Raw genomic sequence first — 18,176 nt, 5'->3', positions numbered from 1 at the left:
TAACAACAAATAACTAGCCACGATCAACGATCTTCCAGCGGCAACACTTTTTATGAACAAATTTCACGGCGTTGGAGTCGCCTTAGTTACTCCCTTTAATGAAGACGGCTCCATCGACTGGGCGGGTCTTGAACGAATGATCCAGCACGTGACTGACGGAGGGGTAGATTACCTCGTGATTCAGGGCACGACGGGCGAATCAGCGACGACGACGGACGCTGAAAAAGCCGAAATTTTACAGTTTGTAAAGGAACACAACTCCGGTAAGCTTCCTATCGTTTATGGGGTGGGTGGTAACGTAACAGCCAAGGTGGTTGATCAGATCCAGAAGATTGATTTCTCGGGAGTTGATGCCATTCTGTCGGTTTGTCCGTATTATAACAAGCCCGGTAAACAGGGTGTTATTGCTCATTATAAGGCTGTGGCGGATGCCTCTCCGGTACCTGTTATCATGTATAACATCCCGGGCCGGACGGGTATTAACATGACCAGTGCAACAGTAGTAGAGCTGGCTCAACACCCCAATATTATCGGCATGAAAGAAGCTTCCTGCATCATCGAACAATGCATGGAAATCTATCGTGATATGCCCGAAGGCTTCCTGCTGATCTCCGGTGATGACGTACAGGCTGTTCCCATTATCAGCATTGGTGGCGTAGGAGTGATGTCGGTGATTGCCAATGCATTCCCTAAAGAATTCGGCAACGTCATTCACTCGGCATTGGCCGGAGATTTTGCTACTGCTCGTAAAGGATTAGGTTCATTTTTGGATATCGATCCTTTATTATACGAAGAAGGCAACCCGGTAGGGGTTAAAGGCATCTTGGAGTCATTGGGTATTATTTCCTCCGACGTTCGTCTGCCTTTGATGAAGACATCCGAAGATTTAAAGGAGCGTCAAATGAAGGTTCTTCAGAGAGATCTTTTGAAATAATATTCTGGTAACTAAATCTTTAAAGAAATCTAGTAATGTTTGTACACGTAGTTAATTTCTGGTTGAAAGAAGGCCTCTCGGCGGAAGATCGTGCGAAGTTTGAAGAGGGGGTTTCTTCATTGAAAAATGTGGAAGGGATTGAAGTGTTTAATGTAGGAAAGCCTGCGGCAACGGATCGCCCCGTGATTGATCGTTCGTATGATTATTGCCTGCTAACCGTTTTCAAAGACGAAGCCGCTCACGATGTGTATCAGGTTGCACCCATTCACCTGAAGTTTGTTGAAACTTGCAAACAATACTGGGATCGTGTACTGATTTATGATTCAGAAAGCATTTAATCGTCCGTTGAGAAAACGTAGCTTACAGGCTCTGGGAATGATTCTGATTTCCTGGAGTGTCGTAAGTTGCTTTAGCCCCTCCGTTCCCATCAGAAGAAATCCGAAGTACGATCTGGATGTTTTCTGGGAGAACGATAAAAAGCCCGATCGTCCTTTTCAGGTAATTGATCAGGTGAGCATTCAGGAAGAAATGTTACTGACGGAAGAGCAGCGAAAAACCCGTGGCCCTATGGTAGGTCGGGGGAATGACGCCCGCCAGAAAAACCGGCTGACTGAAATGTTAGTAAAGAAAGCCGAAGCTTTGGGTGCCAACGCCGTTATGGACGTAAAGTACAAGTATTACACCACGGCCACTTCGAATGGGTACATCATGGAAGGCACGGCGGTGCTATACCGAGGCGACTAATACCTGTCGGCTGGATGCCCTAAAAAAGCTGGCGTCTGACTAAAAAACCGCTAATCAAGCCTACCGATGCCGGCTTTTTTGCTGGCATTACTACCATAGTAAATGGATAAAAGATCACAGACAGGACGGCTCATAACCGTCCTGTTCGTAATTTAGAAGAAGGAAAGACAGGGCTATACCATTGAGGATAATAGCTACAGTTGGATAACAGCAAGCAAAGCAAACAGCTACGTATAAAACAGCTAACTGAATCTGCCGATGCCAGCTTTTACGCTGGCATCATCGACTTTAGTAAACTGCGAAGAATATAGAAACGGGAGGGTTATCAGCCGTTCTATTTTATAAAAGAAAGCACAACAGTGTAGCTAATACCTTACCAGGTGGATGCCAGCAAAAAGCTGGCATCGGCAGGGCCAATTTAAGGGAGGGAGATAGATAAAGAGGGTGGTTATCAGTCGTCCTGTTTATTAAGAAAAGCACGAGAGTACTATATAGGTAGATAAAAAAAGCCAACATTTAATTATAAAACAGCTAGCTGGAATTGCCGATGCCAGCTTTTTCGCTGGCATCATTGACTATAATACACTGAGTAGAATAAAGAAAGTAAAGTGGTTATTAACCATCCTGTTTTATAGAGGAAAGTACAACAACGTGGCTAATACCTTACCAGGTGGATGACAGCAAAAAAGCTGGCATCGGCAGGGGCGAATTAAATGGAGGAAGAGATACAAACAGGACGGGTATTACTTGCCCAAGTTGACATCATAGAGTTGCAAAACATTAAATTAAGGATAAATTCCGTGTAACCAGTGATAAACCGTTTCCAAAAATGCAGGATCAATGTCGCCTTTGATGGTAGCGTATTCCTGCGGTAATCCTGTTTTTGCGGGCAGCATCAGGTGGTTTAATCCTTCTAATTTTACGATTTTATAATTTTTATTACCCGCCTTTTTCAACGATTTTTCGATTCTCCGAAGGTTTAAATCTGCATTAACCTGTACGTCTTTGGTGCCATTGACTGCCAGGGTAGGAACCGTTAATTGCTCTAAGTAAATAGAGGGATCGAAATTGATGAATTGTTGGAACCATTTCCCATGCGAAGTCTGATACACCTGACGAATGTAAGGGGCTTCTTTATCCTTCGCTGGAATCATGAAATTAAATAACTGCTTCTCTGATAATTTTTGTCGTAGAAGATCCAGTTTGGCACTGATTAACTGAGATTGCTGGGTACTATCCAGACCTTTTCCAAAACCAGAGAAAACGTCTTCGTAATAGTCATTCACGTATGTTTCAATCGCTGTCGAATCCAGCTTCATTCCCCGGAATAAATCGCGGTTTTGCTGCTTCATTAACTCCATGTGTTTCACCCCGGGAGCGGCCATTAATACCACAAACGCAATGTCTTTTCGCTGGGTTGCTACGACAGGAGCTACACTGCCGCCTTCACTGTGTCCCAATAAACCAATCTTTTTAGGATTAATTTCTGTTCTGGTTTTCAGGAAATCTACGCCAGCCGAGGCATCTTTAATGAAGTTATCAATCGTTGCATTGGTGAAAACTTTATTCATTTTTCCACCCCCGCGATCATCGTAACGCAATACAGCAAATCCGCGATCTCCCAAATACTCGGCAATGGCTTTGAAAGGTTTATGGCCTAAAATAGTCTCATTGCGATCCTGCGGGCCGGAGCCGGTGATTAGTAACACTACGGGAAATTTTTTACCAGTCGTAGGAATGGTTAACGTACCGTGTAGTTGAACAGAATCCGTTTTATTCCAGAAGCTCACATCCTCTTCGTGATACTTCCTGGTTTTCTGACCGGAACTAATTCCTGAAATGCATAATAAACTCAAAAGAAGAAATAGTCTCATTCGATTAGGTTGATTTAGGTGAAAATTATTGATTATTGGTAATAAGTTTAAGATACGTTGGTTACCTTGCAAATCATAGGGCTTACCAATAAAAAAGCTCGACTCCAAGAGCCGAGCTTTTTTAGAATGTAGTATTCGTGATTAATTAACCATAAATACAGCGTTAGCGAATACCAGTTTACCCTGATACCAGAAGCCACGGAATAGAGGGTTATTTACCAGATACACTACCTGCCCGCGACCCATATCCTGCGTACCGAACATTAAGGTGTTTTCCAGTCGTTTCTTAGCTTCGTTACCTACAAAACCCGCCACGGCTGGGCCTTTTTTCAGGTAACCTACATTCCAGCCATCTTTCAGGAATTCGTATTCGGTGGTAGATAAAACCAGACCATGGTAATACGAAGGTAACCCGTAACCGAGTGGATGCGTAGGATCAATCGTGAATTTGTAAATCGCACCGGGCGTATCCGTTGAAACTGATTCGCGTTCGCGGTTACCAAATTGTTTCAGATTATCTTCTGCCGATTCTTTTCCTTCTTTCTTGCTTTCTTTTTTCGTAATGCTGAAACCATCTTTACCCGCCAGGGCCGAAACCGCCCCTTCGAGAGCAATCAGCTTACCGCCTGCCTGAATCCAGGTACGAACTTTAGTAACAGCCGCTTCATTCAATACGCGACCGTAGTTACCGTTTGCCAGAATGAGTACATCGAAATCAGCCAGATTCACACCCATAAAATCGTTGGTGCCAATCATTGTGGCGGGGTAATGCAGTTGTTGATCGAAGTAGTGCCAAACCTCGCCCACGGCGTAAGGAGAGGTTCCTTCGCCCGTCAGGATAGCCACTTTGGGTGCTTTTAGCTGAGAAACGTAGTTAGAGCCAAAGTCAGGGCCGTTGGTTACGTAACCCGTCGCTACCGGGATCAGGCTGATTTTCTGGTGTTCTGCTTCTTCTTTGATGATCGAATCAAAGGCATCTCCCAGCTTTGTATTTTCGCCACGTGTAATAATGACCGTGCCGATTCCGTATTTCTGACCGTCTACTTCAAAAGGCTTCGTAGCCACCCGAGCCCGGACTTTCTTACGGAACAAATGAGCTAATACGTGAGCATCTTCGTGCGAACTCCAGCGTAATAAATAAGCGTAGGGTTTAGCAACGTCAGCCGTTGGTTTATCCGTTGCCGCCGGCTTGGTCGTTGTGAAAGCCAGCTTGTCTTTCGTTGCGAAAGCCTTCAAACCATAGGCGTAAGGCAAAGCCCAGGAGGTAATATCGTAGGTAACAGAATCTTCCAGCGAAGTTTTAGGCTCCATCAGGATTTTCAGGAATGTGGAGCGAGGCTGAGAGGTGCTGATGATGATATCTCCGGCTTCCACACCCGCATTCGCTGACTTATCATCCACAAAAGAGTAAGCACCAGACAGGTTTAGCGATTTCTCGGCGTACCCGTACTGAAAGCCCATTTTCGTCAGGTAGTTGGTAAAAGCTTTTACTTTACCTTCATCGCCTTTCGTCTTGATTACGTAGCTCTTATACGTGCCCGTGGGGTTATTTTTAGCGTTTGTAAAGAATTTAATGAACTCAGAAGAAGCTTTGTCCGCATTGGCTGAAAGGGCTTCCATGGTGGCTTTACTCGCCGCAACGTGGTGACTAATCCGCTCTTTCAGGGTCAGGGTATCGCCATCGGCTTTGATGATGGCTAAACCTGCCCGGCCATTACCTGCCTGCTCGAAGGTCATACCGATGGCACCGTTGAAGGTAGGGTAGGTATCGCCGTAGCTGGGGTAGAATAAATCGAAGTTTTCACGCGTGAAGTACAACCAGCCATTCTTATCAAAGGTCTTGCGGTTGTAATCACCGATGATGGTCTGGAACTCCCGTTGCCAGCTCGTTACGTCCTGATGAACGGGTTTGGCGGGAGGCGTAAAGAAATAAGGTGAGTTAATGCCCTGCTCATGAAAATCCGCAAAAACGTGCGGCATCCACTGCTGATACAGGTTGTTACGAGCCTGACTTTCTTTCTGCACCATCCAGGCCCAGTCGCGGTTCAGGTCGAACATATAGTGATTCATACGTCCACCGGGCCAGGGCTCGGTGTGTTCCCAGGCATTGGCATAGGCGTTAGCCATGCTGCCTAAACGCTGGTTGTACCCATTCACGTAGCGGTCATAGCCATCAGGGTTCACACAAGGGTCAATCACAACGATTGTGTTTTTCAGCACCTCTTTGCTATCCCCTTTCAGCAGATTATACGCTACAATCATAGCGGCTTCGGAAGACACGTTTTCGTTACCGTGAATGTTATAACTCATCCAGGAGATGGGAACCGACTTGCCCGAAGCAGAGCCTTCCATCAAACCAATCGATTTTAAGTGATTGGTACGGATGGTTTCCAGTTGGGGAAAGTTTTCTTCCGAAGCCAGCACGGCTACCATCAAAGGACGGTTTTCGTAACTGGTGCCGTAATTCTGGAGCTTAATTTGTTTAGGAAACTGCTGAGCGAGATACTCGAAGTAAGCTAAAACGCGGTAATGGGGGGTACAACGGGTGGTACCGGGTTCGTAACCTAAAAATTCTTTGGGAGAAAGCTGTGCAAAACTTTGTAACGCAAAGAAGGTTAAAAGTAAGGAAAGGGAAATCTTCTTCATGCCGATGAATAAATTGTTCGGAAAATTCAAAATTAAAAGAATTTTCTTCCCTAATTATCTAATCCTTCCAAAAGATCATTGGCAAAGCGACTAAAGTGAATTAATCCGTGATGAAGTGGTAACCAACGCCCTTGATTGTCACCAGTTGAAGCTGTTGATCTTCCCGTAAATATTCCCGCAAACGGGTAATGTACACGTCAAGGTTTCTTGAATTAAAGAAAGAGTCATCGCCCCAAACCCGCATCAGAATTTCTTTGCGGGCAATGGTTTGGTGACGATTTTCGGAGAGGATTTTCAGTAATTCATTTTCGCGATGAGATAACTTTCGAATGTGCTCATGTAAACGAAGCTCGAATTTCTGCGGCCAGAATTCATAGTTTCCAAGCGGAATCGCCTGAGTACTTTTAGGGGTCGAAAAAGGGGAGTTGAGCTTCATCCGCAGAAGGTTATCAATCCGAACGATCAGTTCTTCCATGCTAAAGGGCTTGCGGAGGTAATCATTTCCACCCACCCCGAAGCCCTGAACGACATCTTCCACCTGCGTTTTAGCGGTTAGAAAAAGAATGGGTAAGTGGGGGTGACGCTGCCGAATTTCCCGGGCAACGGAAAATCCGTCCAGGTTGGGTAACATCACATCCAGTACACAGAGGTCGGGAAGGAACTGTTCAAGTTCAGGAAGTACGGCCAATCCATCGGTTACCATATTGACTTCCAGCTCACGACTTTCCAGACTTTCCTTGACAATTCGGCCCAGAAAAGGCTCGTCTTCTACGTATAATATTTTAGTTTTCATCGCTTAAAATACAGAACAAAAGTACTACCCTGACCTGGTTCGCTGTGAAGAGTAACCGTCCCGCCGTGAGCTCCCATCACCTGATGGACGTAATTCAGGCCCAAACCGTGTCCTTTCACATTATGAATATTTCCGGTAGGTACGCGGAAAAATTTCTCAAAAACCTGTTGCTGATACTGAGGGGGAATACCAATGCCTTCGTCCTGAATCCGTACTACTAATTGCTCGCCCTGATCTTCCAGATGAAGGGTAACCCTAGGTTGATTATTGCTGTATTTCAGGGCATTGTCGATCAGATTGTAAATCACATTGGTCAGGTGAATGCGGTCGGCAGTAACCCTAAAGTTAGAGCCAGATGGATGAAAATCGACTTGTGCCTGGTGTTTCTCAAACTGAAATTTTAGTGAATGCAGAATTTCTTCGATCAGACTGGAAAGATTAATCTCCTCAAATTGATAGATCTGCTGTTTCTGATCGAATAAAGCGGTTCGGAGCACATGATCAACCAGTAAATTCAGTCGGTTGAGTTCCATTTGAGAAATGGCTAAATACTCTTTGGTGCGATGAGGGTCTTTCAAAGCATCAAAACTACTCAGAGCTTCAATGGCGACGCTAACCGTCGAAATCGGCGTTTTTAATTCGTGACTAACATTACTAATAAAGTCGTTCTTTAGTTGGGTTAATTGTTGCTGTTGTTCTAAACTTTTAAAAACCAACAAAAAGGCCCCGGATGTTAACCCTAATAGAAAAACTGAAAACAGGATTTGTGGGAGTAATCGCTTAAGAATTACTCCTGGTAATCCGTTAAATAAGCTACATAAAAATCTCTGGGGGGCAAACCTGCCTGATAGGAAGCCGTATGCAAGGAATCCAGTGAACGATGAGCCGGTGCCTGGAGACGTACAATACGGGTGCCTACGTTGATCTTGGAAGAATCCAGCTCCCGCCGAAATTGCTGCTGGAGGTCACGGATCTTGATGGAATCCCGAATCGAGTCTTGGCTGGCTCTGCCCATTAACGATGGTAATATGCGGGAAAACAAATGGGAACGCATCGGACGATGCAGTTCGCCAGTTTCTTCATCAGGTTGATAATCAGGCGGGAAAGGCCTACGGAAACGAGGCTCCCGTGAAGCAATGAACACCCGACCCCTGCTACCCAGACTAATAATTGTATCGGGTCCTTTGGAGTCCTCCCGCGGGAAAACATGAATCCGTAATTTTTTATGAGCAGTCTTTTCTCGCATGGATTCTTCCAGCGGACGAATGAGTCGCTTCATGACCAGAGAGTCCTGTAGGATATTAACCGAACGAAAAAAAGGCTGACTGGTTTCTGCCGCCAGCAGTCGTTTTTGTTCGTTGTAACTACGACTCAACCACCAGCCAAGAAAGGTAGTTAATACGAGCAGACAGCTAGTAATCAACGTAATAAGCGTACGATTGGAAGGGAGTGATTTTAAATTCCACATGGATTCAAAGATAGAAGCTTTCAAACGGTAAAACCGATTTATTAACGTTGATTAACCTTATTGTAAGAATCGTTAACGAGCCCGTGACCTAGCTTTGTCAGGTACATTAAATCCCCTTTGATTATGAAGAAAACCGCTTGGGTTGTCCTGAGTTTGATCAGTTTATCGACCTACGCCCAGAAAACGGAGGGCGTTCTGACCTATACTCAAAAAACTAATTTGAAAAGCCGATTCCAGAATATGGACCCGGCCATGCAGGCTCGTATGCCGGAGAATATTACCCGGCAATATCAGTTAGCGTTTACGCCTCAGGAAGCTTTATATGAACCCGCCGCCGTAATCGAAGAAGGGAATGGTTTTGGAGGGGGTGGCCCCATGGGCGGTCCGATGCGGTTCGGAGGTAGCTCCAGCATAGTGTATACGCAGATAGCCGAAAAGAAGAGAACCGAAGCTCGGGATATTTTTGGTGAAAAGTACCGCGTGCTGGACACCCTCGTGAACCAACGGTGGAAGTTGGGTAAGGAAACCAGAACAATCAAAGGTTTTGTCTGTCAGAAAGCCTCTTTTACGGACACTATGCGGGTTCAGCAAATCATGATGGGGCCGGGAGGCCCTCCGGCTGGAGAAAATCAACAACCCATGCTTCGAACCGTCGTGGCCTGGTACGCTCCCGAAATTCCGGTTTCAATTGGTCCGGAAAAATACAGTGGCTTACCCGGATTGATTCTGGAAGTAGACGTGAATAATGGTGAAAGCCTGTATACCGTTAGCGAAATGGAGTGGCGGAAACCAAAGTCTTCTGAGTTAAAAGCTCCGAAAGGAGGAAAGGCGGTTACCGAAAAAGAAGTGCGGGAAATTATGATGAAACGAATGGAAGAAATGCGGAAAAACGGGGGTGGTATGCGAATGCGTCCGGGTAACTAACTCTCTTAGCTTTAGTAACCTAACAAAGAAGGGGTTGAAAGTCATCATGCTTTCAACCCCTTCTTTGTTTTTTCTATGGTTGGTGGAGACACCAACCATGGCTAAGAGGATATTCCATGGCTGGTGTCTTCACCAGCCATGAAAGATGTTAGAACTAATTAAAACGAATCATCTGTGGCCCGTTGCGACGGTTATTACCTCCCATGCCTGCCTTATTTTTCAGGGAATAGGTAAAGGTAAGGAGGAAGTAACGAGCCAGCGAGGTAACCCGCTCTTCCTGATAGTAATTCACCTGAGCCGAGCGGTTAATTACTACGTTTCGATTGAGTAAATCGATAGCACTCAGCTTAATTTCACCAACATTATTTTTGAGTATATACTTGGTAATCGAGGCATTCCAGATCGGGATTTTCTGGTTATAGTTATTGCCCGTCAAGACCTGATAGTTCACGGAACTGCCAATCGACCAGGTTTGCGTTAGATTCCAGTTCGCATCCAGGGTGTAGCGTTGTGTCAGGTAATTCTGATTCATGGCTGATTGCAGCGAGTATTGCGTTTGGTTCAGCGATAAATTAGCCCCGGCATTCACATCAAATTTGGTATCATTGCGGTAATCCAATCGTGTTCCGAGCGTAGTGGCCACCGTATTTGTACGATTTTCTGCATTATTAATGATGCTGATTCCCCGATTATAAGTTACGCCCAGATTCGCATTTACCCGCATGCCCTTGATTCGCTGAATGGGGGAGCCAAAGCCAATGAATGTATTTCCCTGAATGGCGTTGGGTACGTTAACCGATTGGGTGGTGGTCACTAACTGCTCGTTTACTGACTGCGAACTGGAAATTTTGTTAGTCGTATACGTTAGGAAGGCATTACCAAAAAAGTTACGGAACCGAGTTGTATTGAAAGAGAAGTAATTCAGCGAAAACGAATGGTTATACTCGGGTCGCAGGTTAGGGTTACCAATGGTAATATTCAGCGGGTCCGTGTTATTAATAATGGGTTGTAATTGCGTCAGACTGGGCTGATTAACGCTGGTTTCGTAGTTGAAATTCAGGTTTCGACTATTGGCCAGATCGTAACGTATCCGAAGGTTAGGCAGGAGGTTACCAAACGAACGATTCAGACTCGTTTCCGTTCTCGGAAATCTACCGACCAGCGTAGCCTCCTGTACATTCAATCCCGTCGAAATATTAATTTGATTGCCCACATATCGATAACTCAAACCGCCACGATGGTAATAATATTGATTATCATACGTGTTACTCAACTGATTATTAAGTGTCGAACGTTCGCCCTTGATATCGTATACTTCACGATTGGTGTTATTCAAATTTTTCTGGTAAGAATAATTCGCTTCCAGAAAGCTTCGTTTGCTCAGGGGTTCGGTATAAAAGGTGGTTAGTCCATAATTGATTTTACCATTTTTCTGCGAATCGTTCTGAAGCGTCGTATCAGCGGTGTTCGTATCGAAGTATTGATTCAGAGCATTAATAACACCGCTTCGCTGATCATTATTTAATCCGAAAATGAGGTTGGCCGTCAGGGTGCGACCCTTTTTAGCAAATCGGTGGCGAAGGGCAAAATTGGAATTTAAGGAATAGGCATCGCCGGCGTATTGATTGATCCGGTTCCCTTCGTTTCGCAGGTTACCCCCCGTGCCATAGGTTTGAGTAAGACTGGAGGTCTGGAAATTACTGTTGGTGAGGGAAGCCGTATTCGTCCAACGAATGGTATTCACTGAATCCAGTTGGTGTTCAAGATTAAAGCTGAGCCGATGATTCAGATTTTTGTTCGTGGTGTTGCTGTTTTGCAGACTTTTGTAGTTACCACTTTCCAGGTAATTCTCCTTGTCCAAGTGTTTGTCGACGGTACTGTTCGTGTTATTAATCAGATAGTTGCCGTCAATTTTTGTTTTCTTATTTAATTGCTGATAGAAATTCAATCCCCCGGAACCAGAGTTTACGAAACCTGCCGACGTTTGCCCACCCATATTGACAGGAACGCCATTAATCGAGCCGCTACCTCCCTGAACACTCGTCGTTCGGGTTCCACCGCCCGACATTCCACCACCACCGGAGCTATTGATCGATGAAAAGTTGAAGTAATCATTCATTGTAAAACCCTGCTGGTTAATGTTATTCAACGTACCCACCAGCGAAAATTGCTGATCTTTTGCAAAGCGGTTCAGGTTCAGACGACCGGCGTATCGATGTTGAGAACCATACCCTGCCGAGCCTGTACCAAAAATCCCCTTCTTGAAATCTTCCTTTAACTCCAGGTTAATCGTTTTTTCCCGCGTGCCATCATCCACCCCCGAAAAACGCGATTGTTCTGATTTGCGGTCGAATAACTGAACGGCCTTGATGGCTTCGGCTGCCAGGTTTTTAGTAGCCATTTTGGGGTCCGTTCCGAAGAATTCCTTCCCATCCACCAGAATTCGCTGGACTTCTTTCCCATGAGCCTTGACGGTTCCATCGCTTTCTACCTCAACGCCCGGCAATCGTTTCAGTAACTCTTCAACCGTTGCGTTGGGGCGGGTCTTAAAACTGTCGGCGTTGAACTCTACGGTATCGTGACGCATCGTTACCGGAGCCTTTTCGCCTTTTACAATGACCTCATTCAAATCATTGCCTTTGGCTTTTAGTCGAATCGTACCCAGATCGGGTTTGTTGACCAGGGCTTCATACTCCGAAAAACTCAGGTGAGTTATGCGAAGAATATAAGCGTGAAGTGGTAACTTTTTAAAGGAAAATTCACCGTTGGTACCGCTAGTGGAAAATTCAATCAGGGTTGAATCTTTCGTGTCCAGCAGCATTACGGAAGCATTAGGGATGGCAATGCCCGAAGAGTCGGCAAGTTTGCCTTTCAGATTCCAGGGCGTTTGAGCAGCAGCCCAGCCCGAGATCATCGTCAGTAAGAAGAGGAGTAGGTATCGGTTTTTCATGGGGAAAATCATTTCTTTGGACGAAAGTACCCGACCCTAGAAAAGGAAAGGGTTAACGAACCTTTCTTTAAAGTTAAATAAGGTTAATGAGAAGATAGAGGGGGAGCAATGAATGCTTTCACTCAAAACTCTAAACACAAAACGTCAAACTTTCCCCGAAACCGACTAATTTTGCGGCGTTTTAAGTTGTAGAAATGATTCGTTTCGGGAAAGTTGTAGGGTTTCTGGTCGTTCTGAGTTGGGTATTGATGGGCTGTTCTTCGGAAGAACAGGAGGGCGTGCGTATCCCACCTTTACCGAATATGAACGAAGGATTCTCAACGCCTAAAGCCCTGGAATTCCTGAGTCGGGCCATTCAGCAGTATCCTGATCTGGCGGAAAATTATCAGAAAAGAGCTGAGATTTACCTGCAACGGTCGGAGTTGGACGCCGCTTTGGAAGATATTAATACGGCTATTAATCTGAAACGAAATACGGGTCGGTATTACGTAACCAAAGCCCGGATTCTACGTGAAAAAAAGCAGATTAACGAGGCTTTACAGGCCGCTCAGCGAGCCGAAATTCTCAACGAACGGAATCCAGATGTCTATGTTTTGCTGGCCGACTTATACCAGCGGGTCAATCAGCTAGGGAAATCCAGACAATACCTGGCCCGCACTTTGCAGATTAATCCTTATTACGGAGAGGCGTATTTCTACCGGGGGATGATTGCGGCCAAGCTTGGAGACACGACGGCAGCTTTGGTATTATTCATGCGAACCCGAACGCTGGTTCCCGGATTTTTGGGAGCGTATCAGCAGCTTTCTTCCATTTATTACCAGCAAAAGGACTATCTGAAAGCCTTATGGTTCGCCCGGGAAGGGCTGAATTATTACCCCAAAGATGCGGACTTGCACTACCGGCGAGGATTGGCTTTTACGCATACCGCTCAGGTAGATAGTGCCTATGCGGAATTTAACAAAACCTTAAAGGTAGAACCTGAGCATCCGGGAGCGAATATGTACGCGGCATCTATTTTATTTGGCGTGCAAAAGGTGGTCCCAGCTCTCAAGCATTTGCGAATTGTTGAGAAAACAAGCCCAAATTACCTCGGATTGAACTTTCTCATGGCTCAGTGCCTTGAATATACAGGGGACGATGACAAAGCCATGGATTATTACCTGGAGGAAGCCAGAGAAAATCCAGCCAATCGCAAAGCCGTAGGAGGGTATTGGCGAACCCGGCGGAGACAATTGACGAATTACCCGTATTTACGTCAGGAAGAAAGATACCGCCCCGGACTAGCCGTCCCCGACAAAACCAACGGCACCGCCGAAGGCGATACCATATAGTTTAGTTGTTAGGAGTTTTGGGTTTCGAGTGGTTGAAAAAGAGTAATCATAATTAACTCAAAACCCCTAACCCAAAACGCTGAACTAACAAAGCACTCACGGACTTTGTATCTCCGTGATTTTTTAATCGTTCTATTTACTAAATACAAATGGAAAACCAAATCCAAATTACCCTGCCGGACGGAAGCATCCGTACGTTTCCGAAGGGTGTCTCCGGCATGGACATCGCCCGTAGCATCAGCGAAGGCCTTGCCCGTAATGTATTAGCCGCCGTTGTAGACGGTCAGGTGTGGGACTCTAGTCGCCCTATCGACTCCGATGCCCACGTGAAATTGCTGACCTGGAACGACACGGAAGGCAAATCAACCTTCTGGCATTCGTCCGCTCACTTGCTGGCCGAAGCCCTGGAAGCTTTATATCCTGGTGTGAAATTCGGTATTGGCCCCGCCATCGAAACCGGATTTTATTACGATGTAGACCTCGGCGATCACAAATTCTCGCAGGAAGACTTCAAGAAAGTAGAAGACAAAATGCTGGAGCTGGCTCGTACGAAAGAGGTATTCACCCGTACGTCCATTTCGAAAGCGGATGCCATTGCTTACTTCGAAGAAAAAGGAGATGAGTACAAACTGGATCTGCTGAAAGATCTGGAAGATGGAAAAATCACGTTTTACAACCAGGGAAATTTCACGGACTTATGTCGTGGCCCTCACATTCCAGATACAGGATTCATCAAAGCTGCGAAAATTCTGAACGTAGCGGGTGCGTACTGGAGAGGCAACGAAAACAATAAAATGTTGACCCGTATTTACGCGGTGACCTTCCCTAAACAGAAAGAACTCGAAGAGTATCTGCACGTGTTGGAAGAAGCCAAGAAACGGGATCACCGCAAGCTGGGGAAAGAACTCGAACTCTTCACCTTCTCCGAGCGGGTAGGACAGGGTTTACCTCTGTGGTTACCCAAAGGTGCGGCTCTGCGGGAACGTCTGGAAAACTTCCTGCGTCGGGCTCAGGTTCGGGCGGGTTATTTACCCGTGGTTACTCCTCACATTGGCTCGAAGCAATTATACGTAACTTCCGGTCACTATGAAAAATATGGCAAGGATTCATTCCAGCCGATTCATACGCCGGATGAAGACGAAGAGTTCCTGCTCAAGCCCATGAACTGTCCTCACCACTGTGAGATTTATCGTTCGAAACCACGCAGTTACCGGGATTTACCGGTTCGTTTTGCGGAATTCGGAACGGTATATCGGTACGAGCAGTCGGGTGAGTTACACGGTCTGACTCGCGTGCGGGGCTTTACGCAGGATGATGCTCACATTTTCTGCCGTCCCGATCAGGTAGAAGAGGAGTTCATGAAAGTAATCGATCTGGTTCAGTATGTATTCAAAGCCTTAGGTTTCAGTGAATACAGTGCTCAGGTTTCCCTGCGTGATCAGGAAGATCGGGCGAAGTACATCGGAACCGACGAAAACTGGGATCGTGCGGAACAGGCTATTATTCGCTCCGCTGAAGCCAAAGGGCTAAATACAGTTATTGAATACGGAGAAGCGGCATTCTACGGTCCCAAACTGGACTTCATGGTGAAAGATGCCCTGGGACGGAAATGGCAGTTAGGTACTATTCAGGTAGACTATAACCTTCCCGAGCGTTTTGATCTGGAATACACCGGTTCAGATAATAAGAAATACCGCCCCGTTATGATTCACCGGGCACCTTTTGGCTCGCTCGAACGTTTCGTTGCTATCCTGATTGAAAGTACGGCAGGTAACTTCCCGCTGTGGCTTTCTCCCGATCAGCTGGCCGTATTACCGATCTCGGAAAAATATACCGACTACGCCAATGAAATTTTCCTGCTGTTACAGGAAGAAGACCTGCGTGGGTATGTGGATCACCGGGATGAAAAAATCGGTAAGAAAATTCGCGATGCCGAAGTTTCTAAAACGCCGTTTATGCTCATCGTTGGGGAGAAGGAACAGGCTGAAGGAACGGTTTCCATCCGTAAAAAAGGCGAAGGTGACTTAGGCAGTATGCCAATCGGTCAGTTTATTGCCCTTGCTAAGGAGGAAATCAATAAAAATTTGCTTAAATTTCAGAAATAGCTGATCTTAGGCACATAATTTTTGAAGCCGTTAAATAAGGAAGCTTATTTAACGGCTTCTTCTCAGTTTTCAGTCAGGATAAAGAGGTTTCGGTAAGATCTGTATCCCACTGAAAACTCGCTAACTGAAAAACTCAAAAAACACCAAATTAAGAAGTATGGCATTACGCCCTGGCGGTATGAACCGCAGACCTCCTGTAAGGAAAGAAGAACCCTACCGCATTAATCAATTGATTCGCGGAGTACAACAAGTACGATTGGTTGGAGAAAACGTAGACCAGGGTATTGTGGATATCCGTCAGGCCCTCGAAATGGCTCAACAACAAGAGCTGGATCTGGTTGAAATTTCTCCCAATGCTGAACCTCCGGTTTGTCGGATCGTTGACTATTCTAAGTTCAAGTACGAGCAGAAGAAAAAGCAAAAGGAACTTAAGTCCAAGCAAATTAAAGTTGTTATCAAGGAAATTCGTTTCAGTCCTACAACGGATGACCACGATTACGATTTTAAATTGAAACACGCGATCAACTTCCTGAAAGAAGGTTCGAAAGTAAAAGCTTACGTACAATTCTCAGGACGCGAAATCGTGTTCAAAGATCAGGGTTTCAACCTGCTGAAAAGATTTATGTCAGATCTGGAAGAGCACGGAAAACTGGAATCAGAAGCTCGCTTGGAAGGTCGCCGGATGAACATCATCATTGCACCCAAAGTGAAAAAATAAGCTTTATCTAATAGATCAAAACCCTCCGCAGTTTTCTGTGGAGGGTTTTTAGTTATAGGTATTTATCTTTTGTGGAGACGCGATTGATCGCGTTTGGGTGAGAGAAGATTTTGAGCAAATGCCGTTAGTCCGCGTTTTCTCTCGCCTCGGCTGGTGTCTTCACCAGCCATTACTAAAGGAATAGGGTGTTGGTGAGGACACCAACCAGGGAGAATGAGCATTTTATTTTTGGCAAAGGCTCATGCCTTTTTCAAAGGTGCATGCGGTAAAAAGAATTTCAATGGCCTTTACACAAGAATAAATCACGGTTTTCCTAAAATTGAATCCACCTGCCTATTAAAATCTTGTCATTTTTCCTTACCTTTGCGGTTCATTTCACAAATAGTACCTTTTTTATAACGTTAACAGGTTCAGTTTTATGCCTAAGCAAAAATCAAACTCGGGCTCCAAAAAGCGTTTTAAGCTGACTGGAACCGGACAAATCAAGCGGAAGCATGCCTTCCACAGCCACATTTTAACGAAAAAGTCTAACAAGCGTAAGGCTAACCTCGTTAAAACCACGCTGGTGCATGAGTCAGATCACGCTCGCGTAATCGCTCTGCTCGCTAAGTAATTCATTCTTCGGACTGATTACAGGTTTTCCTTGTTTAACCCGACTAATGGCCTTCAAGAGAAATGAGTTTAGCGTTTAGAGTTGTTTGTTTAGAGTTTAACTCAAAACCCTCAACCCCAAACTCAAAACCCTTTCCGCCAACGTCAAAAAACTAACACATTATGCCACGTAGTGTCAATCACGTAGCGTCTCGGGCACGTCGCAAAAAAGTGCTCAAATTGGCCAAAGGTTATTATGGCCGTCGTAAAAACGTTTGGACGGTAGCTAAAAATGCCGTTGAACGTGGTTTAAATTATGCTTACCGTGACCGTAAGCAGAAAAACGGAATTTCCGTGCTTTATGGATTGCTCGTATCAACGCCGGTGTTCGTCAACACGGTCTGAGCTACTCTCAATTCATTGGCAAACTGCATAACTCAGGTATCGAACTGAATCGTAAAGTACTTGCCGACTTAGCCATGAACCATCCTGATGCGTTCAAAGCTGTAGTTGATCATGTGAAATGATTTGTAGACTAAGCTATTAGTATCTACCTATAAAAAGACCTCCGAAAACTCGGAGGTCTTTTTCGTTTATAACCGTCAGATTGACATTCTTTTCGGTTACAGAACTCATCATAACTGACGAAAAGACATCCTGAACCTTACTCCGTTTCAGTGGCTTCGGTCTTCAGAGCTACCCATTGCTGATCGATCGTTTCGCCCACGATGTATACTTTGATTTCTACTTCGCCTACCCGATACACCTGGGTGTGTGTCAGTTGAGTAGTAACGTATTCTTTCAGTTTCTGATACCGTTCTAGCGTAGCGGTTTCTTCTTCTCCAAACCAGTCGTAACTTTTTAGTAAAGGTTTAAAGAAAGTATCCAGCCGCTGGGTTTGGATGGGCGTTCCTTCTTCCAACTCTAAAAGCCTGATAAAATCCTCTTTTTCAGGGGATTTTTCGCCCGTCCAACTCAAAGGAGTAACCTCAAAGGGAGCGTCTGATTCACTTGTGTACAATAAGCCCTCTACCTCTTTTTTTAAATCTTCAATTAACTGATTAGATGCCAGTCGGGTTGTCATAAAACGTCGAAGGT

General features: G+C 45.3%; 15 protein-coding genes and 1 pseudogene. 9 read left to right on the top strand and 7 right to left on the bottom strand.

What is annotated here, in order from left to right; genetic code table 11:
- The first annotated feature begins 52 nt into the window (after window positions 1-52).
- The 3 genes from dapA to BWI96_RS01245 are packed head-to-tail and all read left to right on the top strand — an operon-like array spanning window position 53 to window position 1,678.
- Entirely contained in the window at window positions 53-934 is an 882-nt protein-coding gene (gene dapA / locus BWI96_RS01255) for a 4-hydroxy-tetrahydrodipicolinate synthase (protein ID WP_106634882.1), read from the top strand.
- A gap of 35 nt (window positions 935-969) precedes the next feature.
- Window positions 970-1,272, top strand: coding sequence for a Dabb family protein (locus BWI96_RS01250; RefSeq protein WP_106634881.1), 303 nt, complete (start codon window positions 970-972; stop codon window positions 1,270-1,272).
- On the top strand, window positions 1,253-1,678 hold the full coding sequence (locus BWI96_RS01245; RefSeq protein WP_106634880.1) for a heavy metal-binding domain-containing protein: 426 nt from the start codon (window positions 1,253-1,255) through the stop codon (window positions 1,676-1,678). The genes BWI96_RS01250 and BWI96_RS01245 overlap by 20 nt, the downstream gene beginning before the upstream one ends.
- Before the next feature lie 785 nt (window positions 1,679-2,463).
- Here the strand turns inward: BWI96_RS01245 and BWI96_RS01240 are convergent.
- From BWI96_RS01240 to BWI96_RS01220, 5 genes are all read right to left on the bottom strand, one after another.
- Window positions 2,464-3,552, bottom strand: a complete 1,089-nt coding sequence (locus BWI96_RS01240) for a S9 family peptidase (RefSeq protein WP_106634879.1) — start codon at window positions 3,550-3,552, stop codon at window positions 2,464-2,466.
- 141 nt (window positions 3,553-3,693) lie between these two features.
- The gene (locus BWI96_RS01235) at window positions 3,694-6,198 is read right to left on the bottom strand and encodes a M14 metallopeptidase family protein (RefSeq protein ID WP_106635045.1); all 2,505 of its coding nucleotides are present in this window, start codon (window positions 6,196-6,198) and stop codon (window positions 3,694-3,696) included.
- A gap of 100 nt (window positions 6,199-6,298) precedes the next feature.
- Window positions 6,299-6,991 carry a response regulator transcription factor gene (locus tag BWI96_RS01230; RefSeq protein WP_106634878.1) on the bottom strand — a complete coding sequence of 231 codons (693 nt, stop codon included), beginning with the start codon at window positions 6,989-6,991 and terminating at the stop codon, window positions 6,299-6,301.
- On the bottom strand, window positions 6,988-7,710 hold the full coding sequence (locus BWI96_RS01225; protein WP_106634877.1) for a sensor histidine kinase KdpD: 723 nt from the start codon (window positions 7,708-7,710) through the stop codon (window positions 6,988-6,990). The genes BWI96_RS01230 and BWI96_RS01225 overlap by 4 nt, the downstream gene beginning before the upstream one ends.
- Before the next feature lie 68 nt (window positions 7,711-7,778).
- A complete protein-coding gene (locus BWI96_RS01220) occupies window positions 7,779-8,459 on the bottom strand; it encodes a hypothetical protein (protein WP_106634876.1) in 681 nt (226 codons plus the stop codon).
- 123 nt (window positions 8,460-8,582) lie between these two features.
- Between BWI96_RS01220 and BWI96_RS01215 the strand changes: the two genes are divergently transcribed.
- Complete coding sequence (locus BWI96_RS01215) at window positions 8,583-9,383, top strand: GLPGLI family protein (protein WP_106634875.1); 801 nt, start codon at window positions 8,583-8,585, stop codon at window positions 9,381-9,383.
- Window positions 9,384-9,537: 154 nt separating this feature from the next.
- Here the strand turns inward: BWI96_RS01215 and BWI96_RS01210 are convergent, their stop codons facing one another.
- Complete coding sequence (locus BWI96_RS01210; protein ID WP_198555108.1) at window positions 9,538-12,333, bottom strand: outer membrane beta-barrel family protein; 2,796 nt, start codon at window positions 12,331-12,333, stop codon at window positions 9,538-9,540.
- A 194-nt stretch (window positions 12,334-12,527) separates the two neighbouring features.
- On the opposite strand from BWI96_RS01210, the gene BWI96_RS01205 reads away from it, so the two are divergent.
- The 5 genes and pseudogenes from BWI96_RS01205 (at window position 12,528) to rplT (ending at window position 17,605) form a co-directional block, all read left to right on the top strand.
- Window positions 12,528-13,664, top strand: coding sequence for a lipopolysaccharide assembly protein LapB (locus tag BWI96_RS01205; protein ID WP_106634873.1), 1,137 nt, complete (start codon window positions 12,528-12,530; stop codon window positions 13,662-13,664).
- 149 nt (window positions 13,665-13,813) lie between these two features.
- Complete coding sequence (gene thrS, locus BWI96_RS01200; protein ID WP_106634872.1) at window positions 13,814-15,769, top strand: threonine--tRNA ligase; 1,956 nt, start codon at window positions 13,814-13,816, stop codon at window positions 15,767-15,769.
- 157 nt (window positions 15,770-15,926) lie between these two features.
- Window positions 15,927-16,487 (top strand): translation initiation factor IF-3, encoded by a 561-nt coding sequence (infC, locus tag BWI96_RS01195; RefSeq protein WP_106634871.1) that lies wholly within the window; start codon window positions 15,927-15,929, stop codon window positions 16,485-16,487.
- Between the two features lie 418 nt (window positions 16,488-16,905).
- Entirely contained in the window at window positions 16,906-17,100 is a 195-nt protein-coding gene (gene rpmI / locus BWI96_RS01190; RefSeq protein ID WP_106634870.1) for a 50S ribosomal protein L35, read from the top strand.
- Between the two features lie 161 nt (window positions 17,101-17,261).
- Window positions 17,262-17,605, top strand: a pseudogene (gene rplT / locus BWI96_RS01185) (50S ribosomal protein L20).
- 137 nt (window positions 17,606-17,742) lie between these two features.
- Here rplT and BWI96_RS01180 read toward each other — a convergent pair.
- Window positions 17,743-18,162, bottom strand: a complete 420-nt coding sequence (locus BWI96_RS01180) for a nuclease A inhibitor family protein (RefSeq protein WP_106634869.1) — start codon at window positions 18,160-18,162, stop codon at window positions 17,743-17,745.
- Window positions 18,163-18,176: the final 14 nt, after the last annotated feature.

This window comes from Siphonobacter sp. SORGH_AS_0500, assembly GCF_002838835.1.
Lineage (GTDB): Bacteria > Bacteroidota > Bacteroidia > Cytophagales > Spirosomataceae > Siphonobacter.
This window is presented reverse-complemented; position numbering and strand designations above follow the sequence as displayed.

Coding starts and splice junctions, on each gene's coding strand:
- BWI96_RS01235 (WP_106635045.1), bottom strand. CDS start 6,198: ATGAAGAAGATTTCCCTTTCCTTACTTTTAACCTTCTTTGCGTTACAA.
- BWI96_RS01220 (WP_106634876.1), bottom strand. CDS start 8,459: ATGTGGAATTTAAAATCACTCCCTTCCAATCGTACGCTTATTACGTTG.
- BWI96_RS01250 (WP_106634881.1), top strand. CDS start 970: ATGTTTGTACACGTAGTTAATTTCTGGTTGAAAGAAGGCCTCTCGGCG.
- infC (WP_106634871.1), top strand. CDS start 15,927: ATGGCATTACGCCCTGGCGGTATGAACCGCAGACCTCCTGTAAGGAAA.
- thrS (WP_106634872.1), top strand. CDS start 13,814: ATGGAAAACCAAATCCAAATTACCCTGCCGGACGGAAGCATCCGTACG.
- BWI96_RS01240 (WP_106634879.1), bottom strand. CDS start 3,552: ATGAGACTATTTCTTCTTTTGAGTTTATTATGCATTTCAGGAATTAGT.
- BWI96_RS01230 (WP_106634878.1), bottom strand. CDS start 6,991: ATGAAAACTAAAATATTATACGTAGAAGACGAGCCTTTTCTGGGCCGA.
- BWI96_RS01210 (WP_198555108.1), bottom strand. CDS start 12,333: ATGAAAAACCGATACCTACTCCTCTTCTTACTGACGATGATCTCGGGC.
- BWI96_RS01205 (WP_106634873.1), top strand. CDS start 12,528: ATGATTCGTTTCGGGAAAGTTGTAGGGTTTCTGGTCGTTCTGAGTTGG.
- BWI96_RS01215 (WP_106634875.1), top strand. CDS start 8,583: ATGAAGAAAACCGCTTGGGTTGTCCTGAGTTTGATCAGTTTATCGACC.
- BWI96_RS01180 (WP_106634869.1), bottom strand. CDS start 18,162: ATGACAACCCGACTGGCATCTAATCAGTTAATTGAAGATTTAAAAAAA.
- dapA (WP_106634882.1), top strand. CDS start 53: ATGAACAAATTTCACGGCGTTGGAGTCGCCTTAGTTACTCCCTTTAAT.
- BWI96_RS01245 (WP_106634880.1), top strand. CDS start 1,253: ATGATTCAGAAAGCATTTAATCGTCCGTTGAGAAAACGTAGCTTACAG.
- rpmI (WP_106634870.1), top strand. CDS start 16,906: ATGCCTAAGCAAAAATCAAACTCGGGCTCCAAAAAGCGTTTTAAGCTG.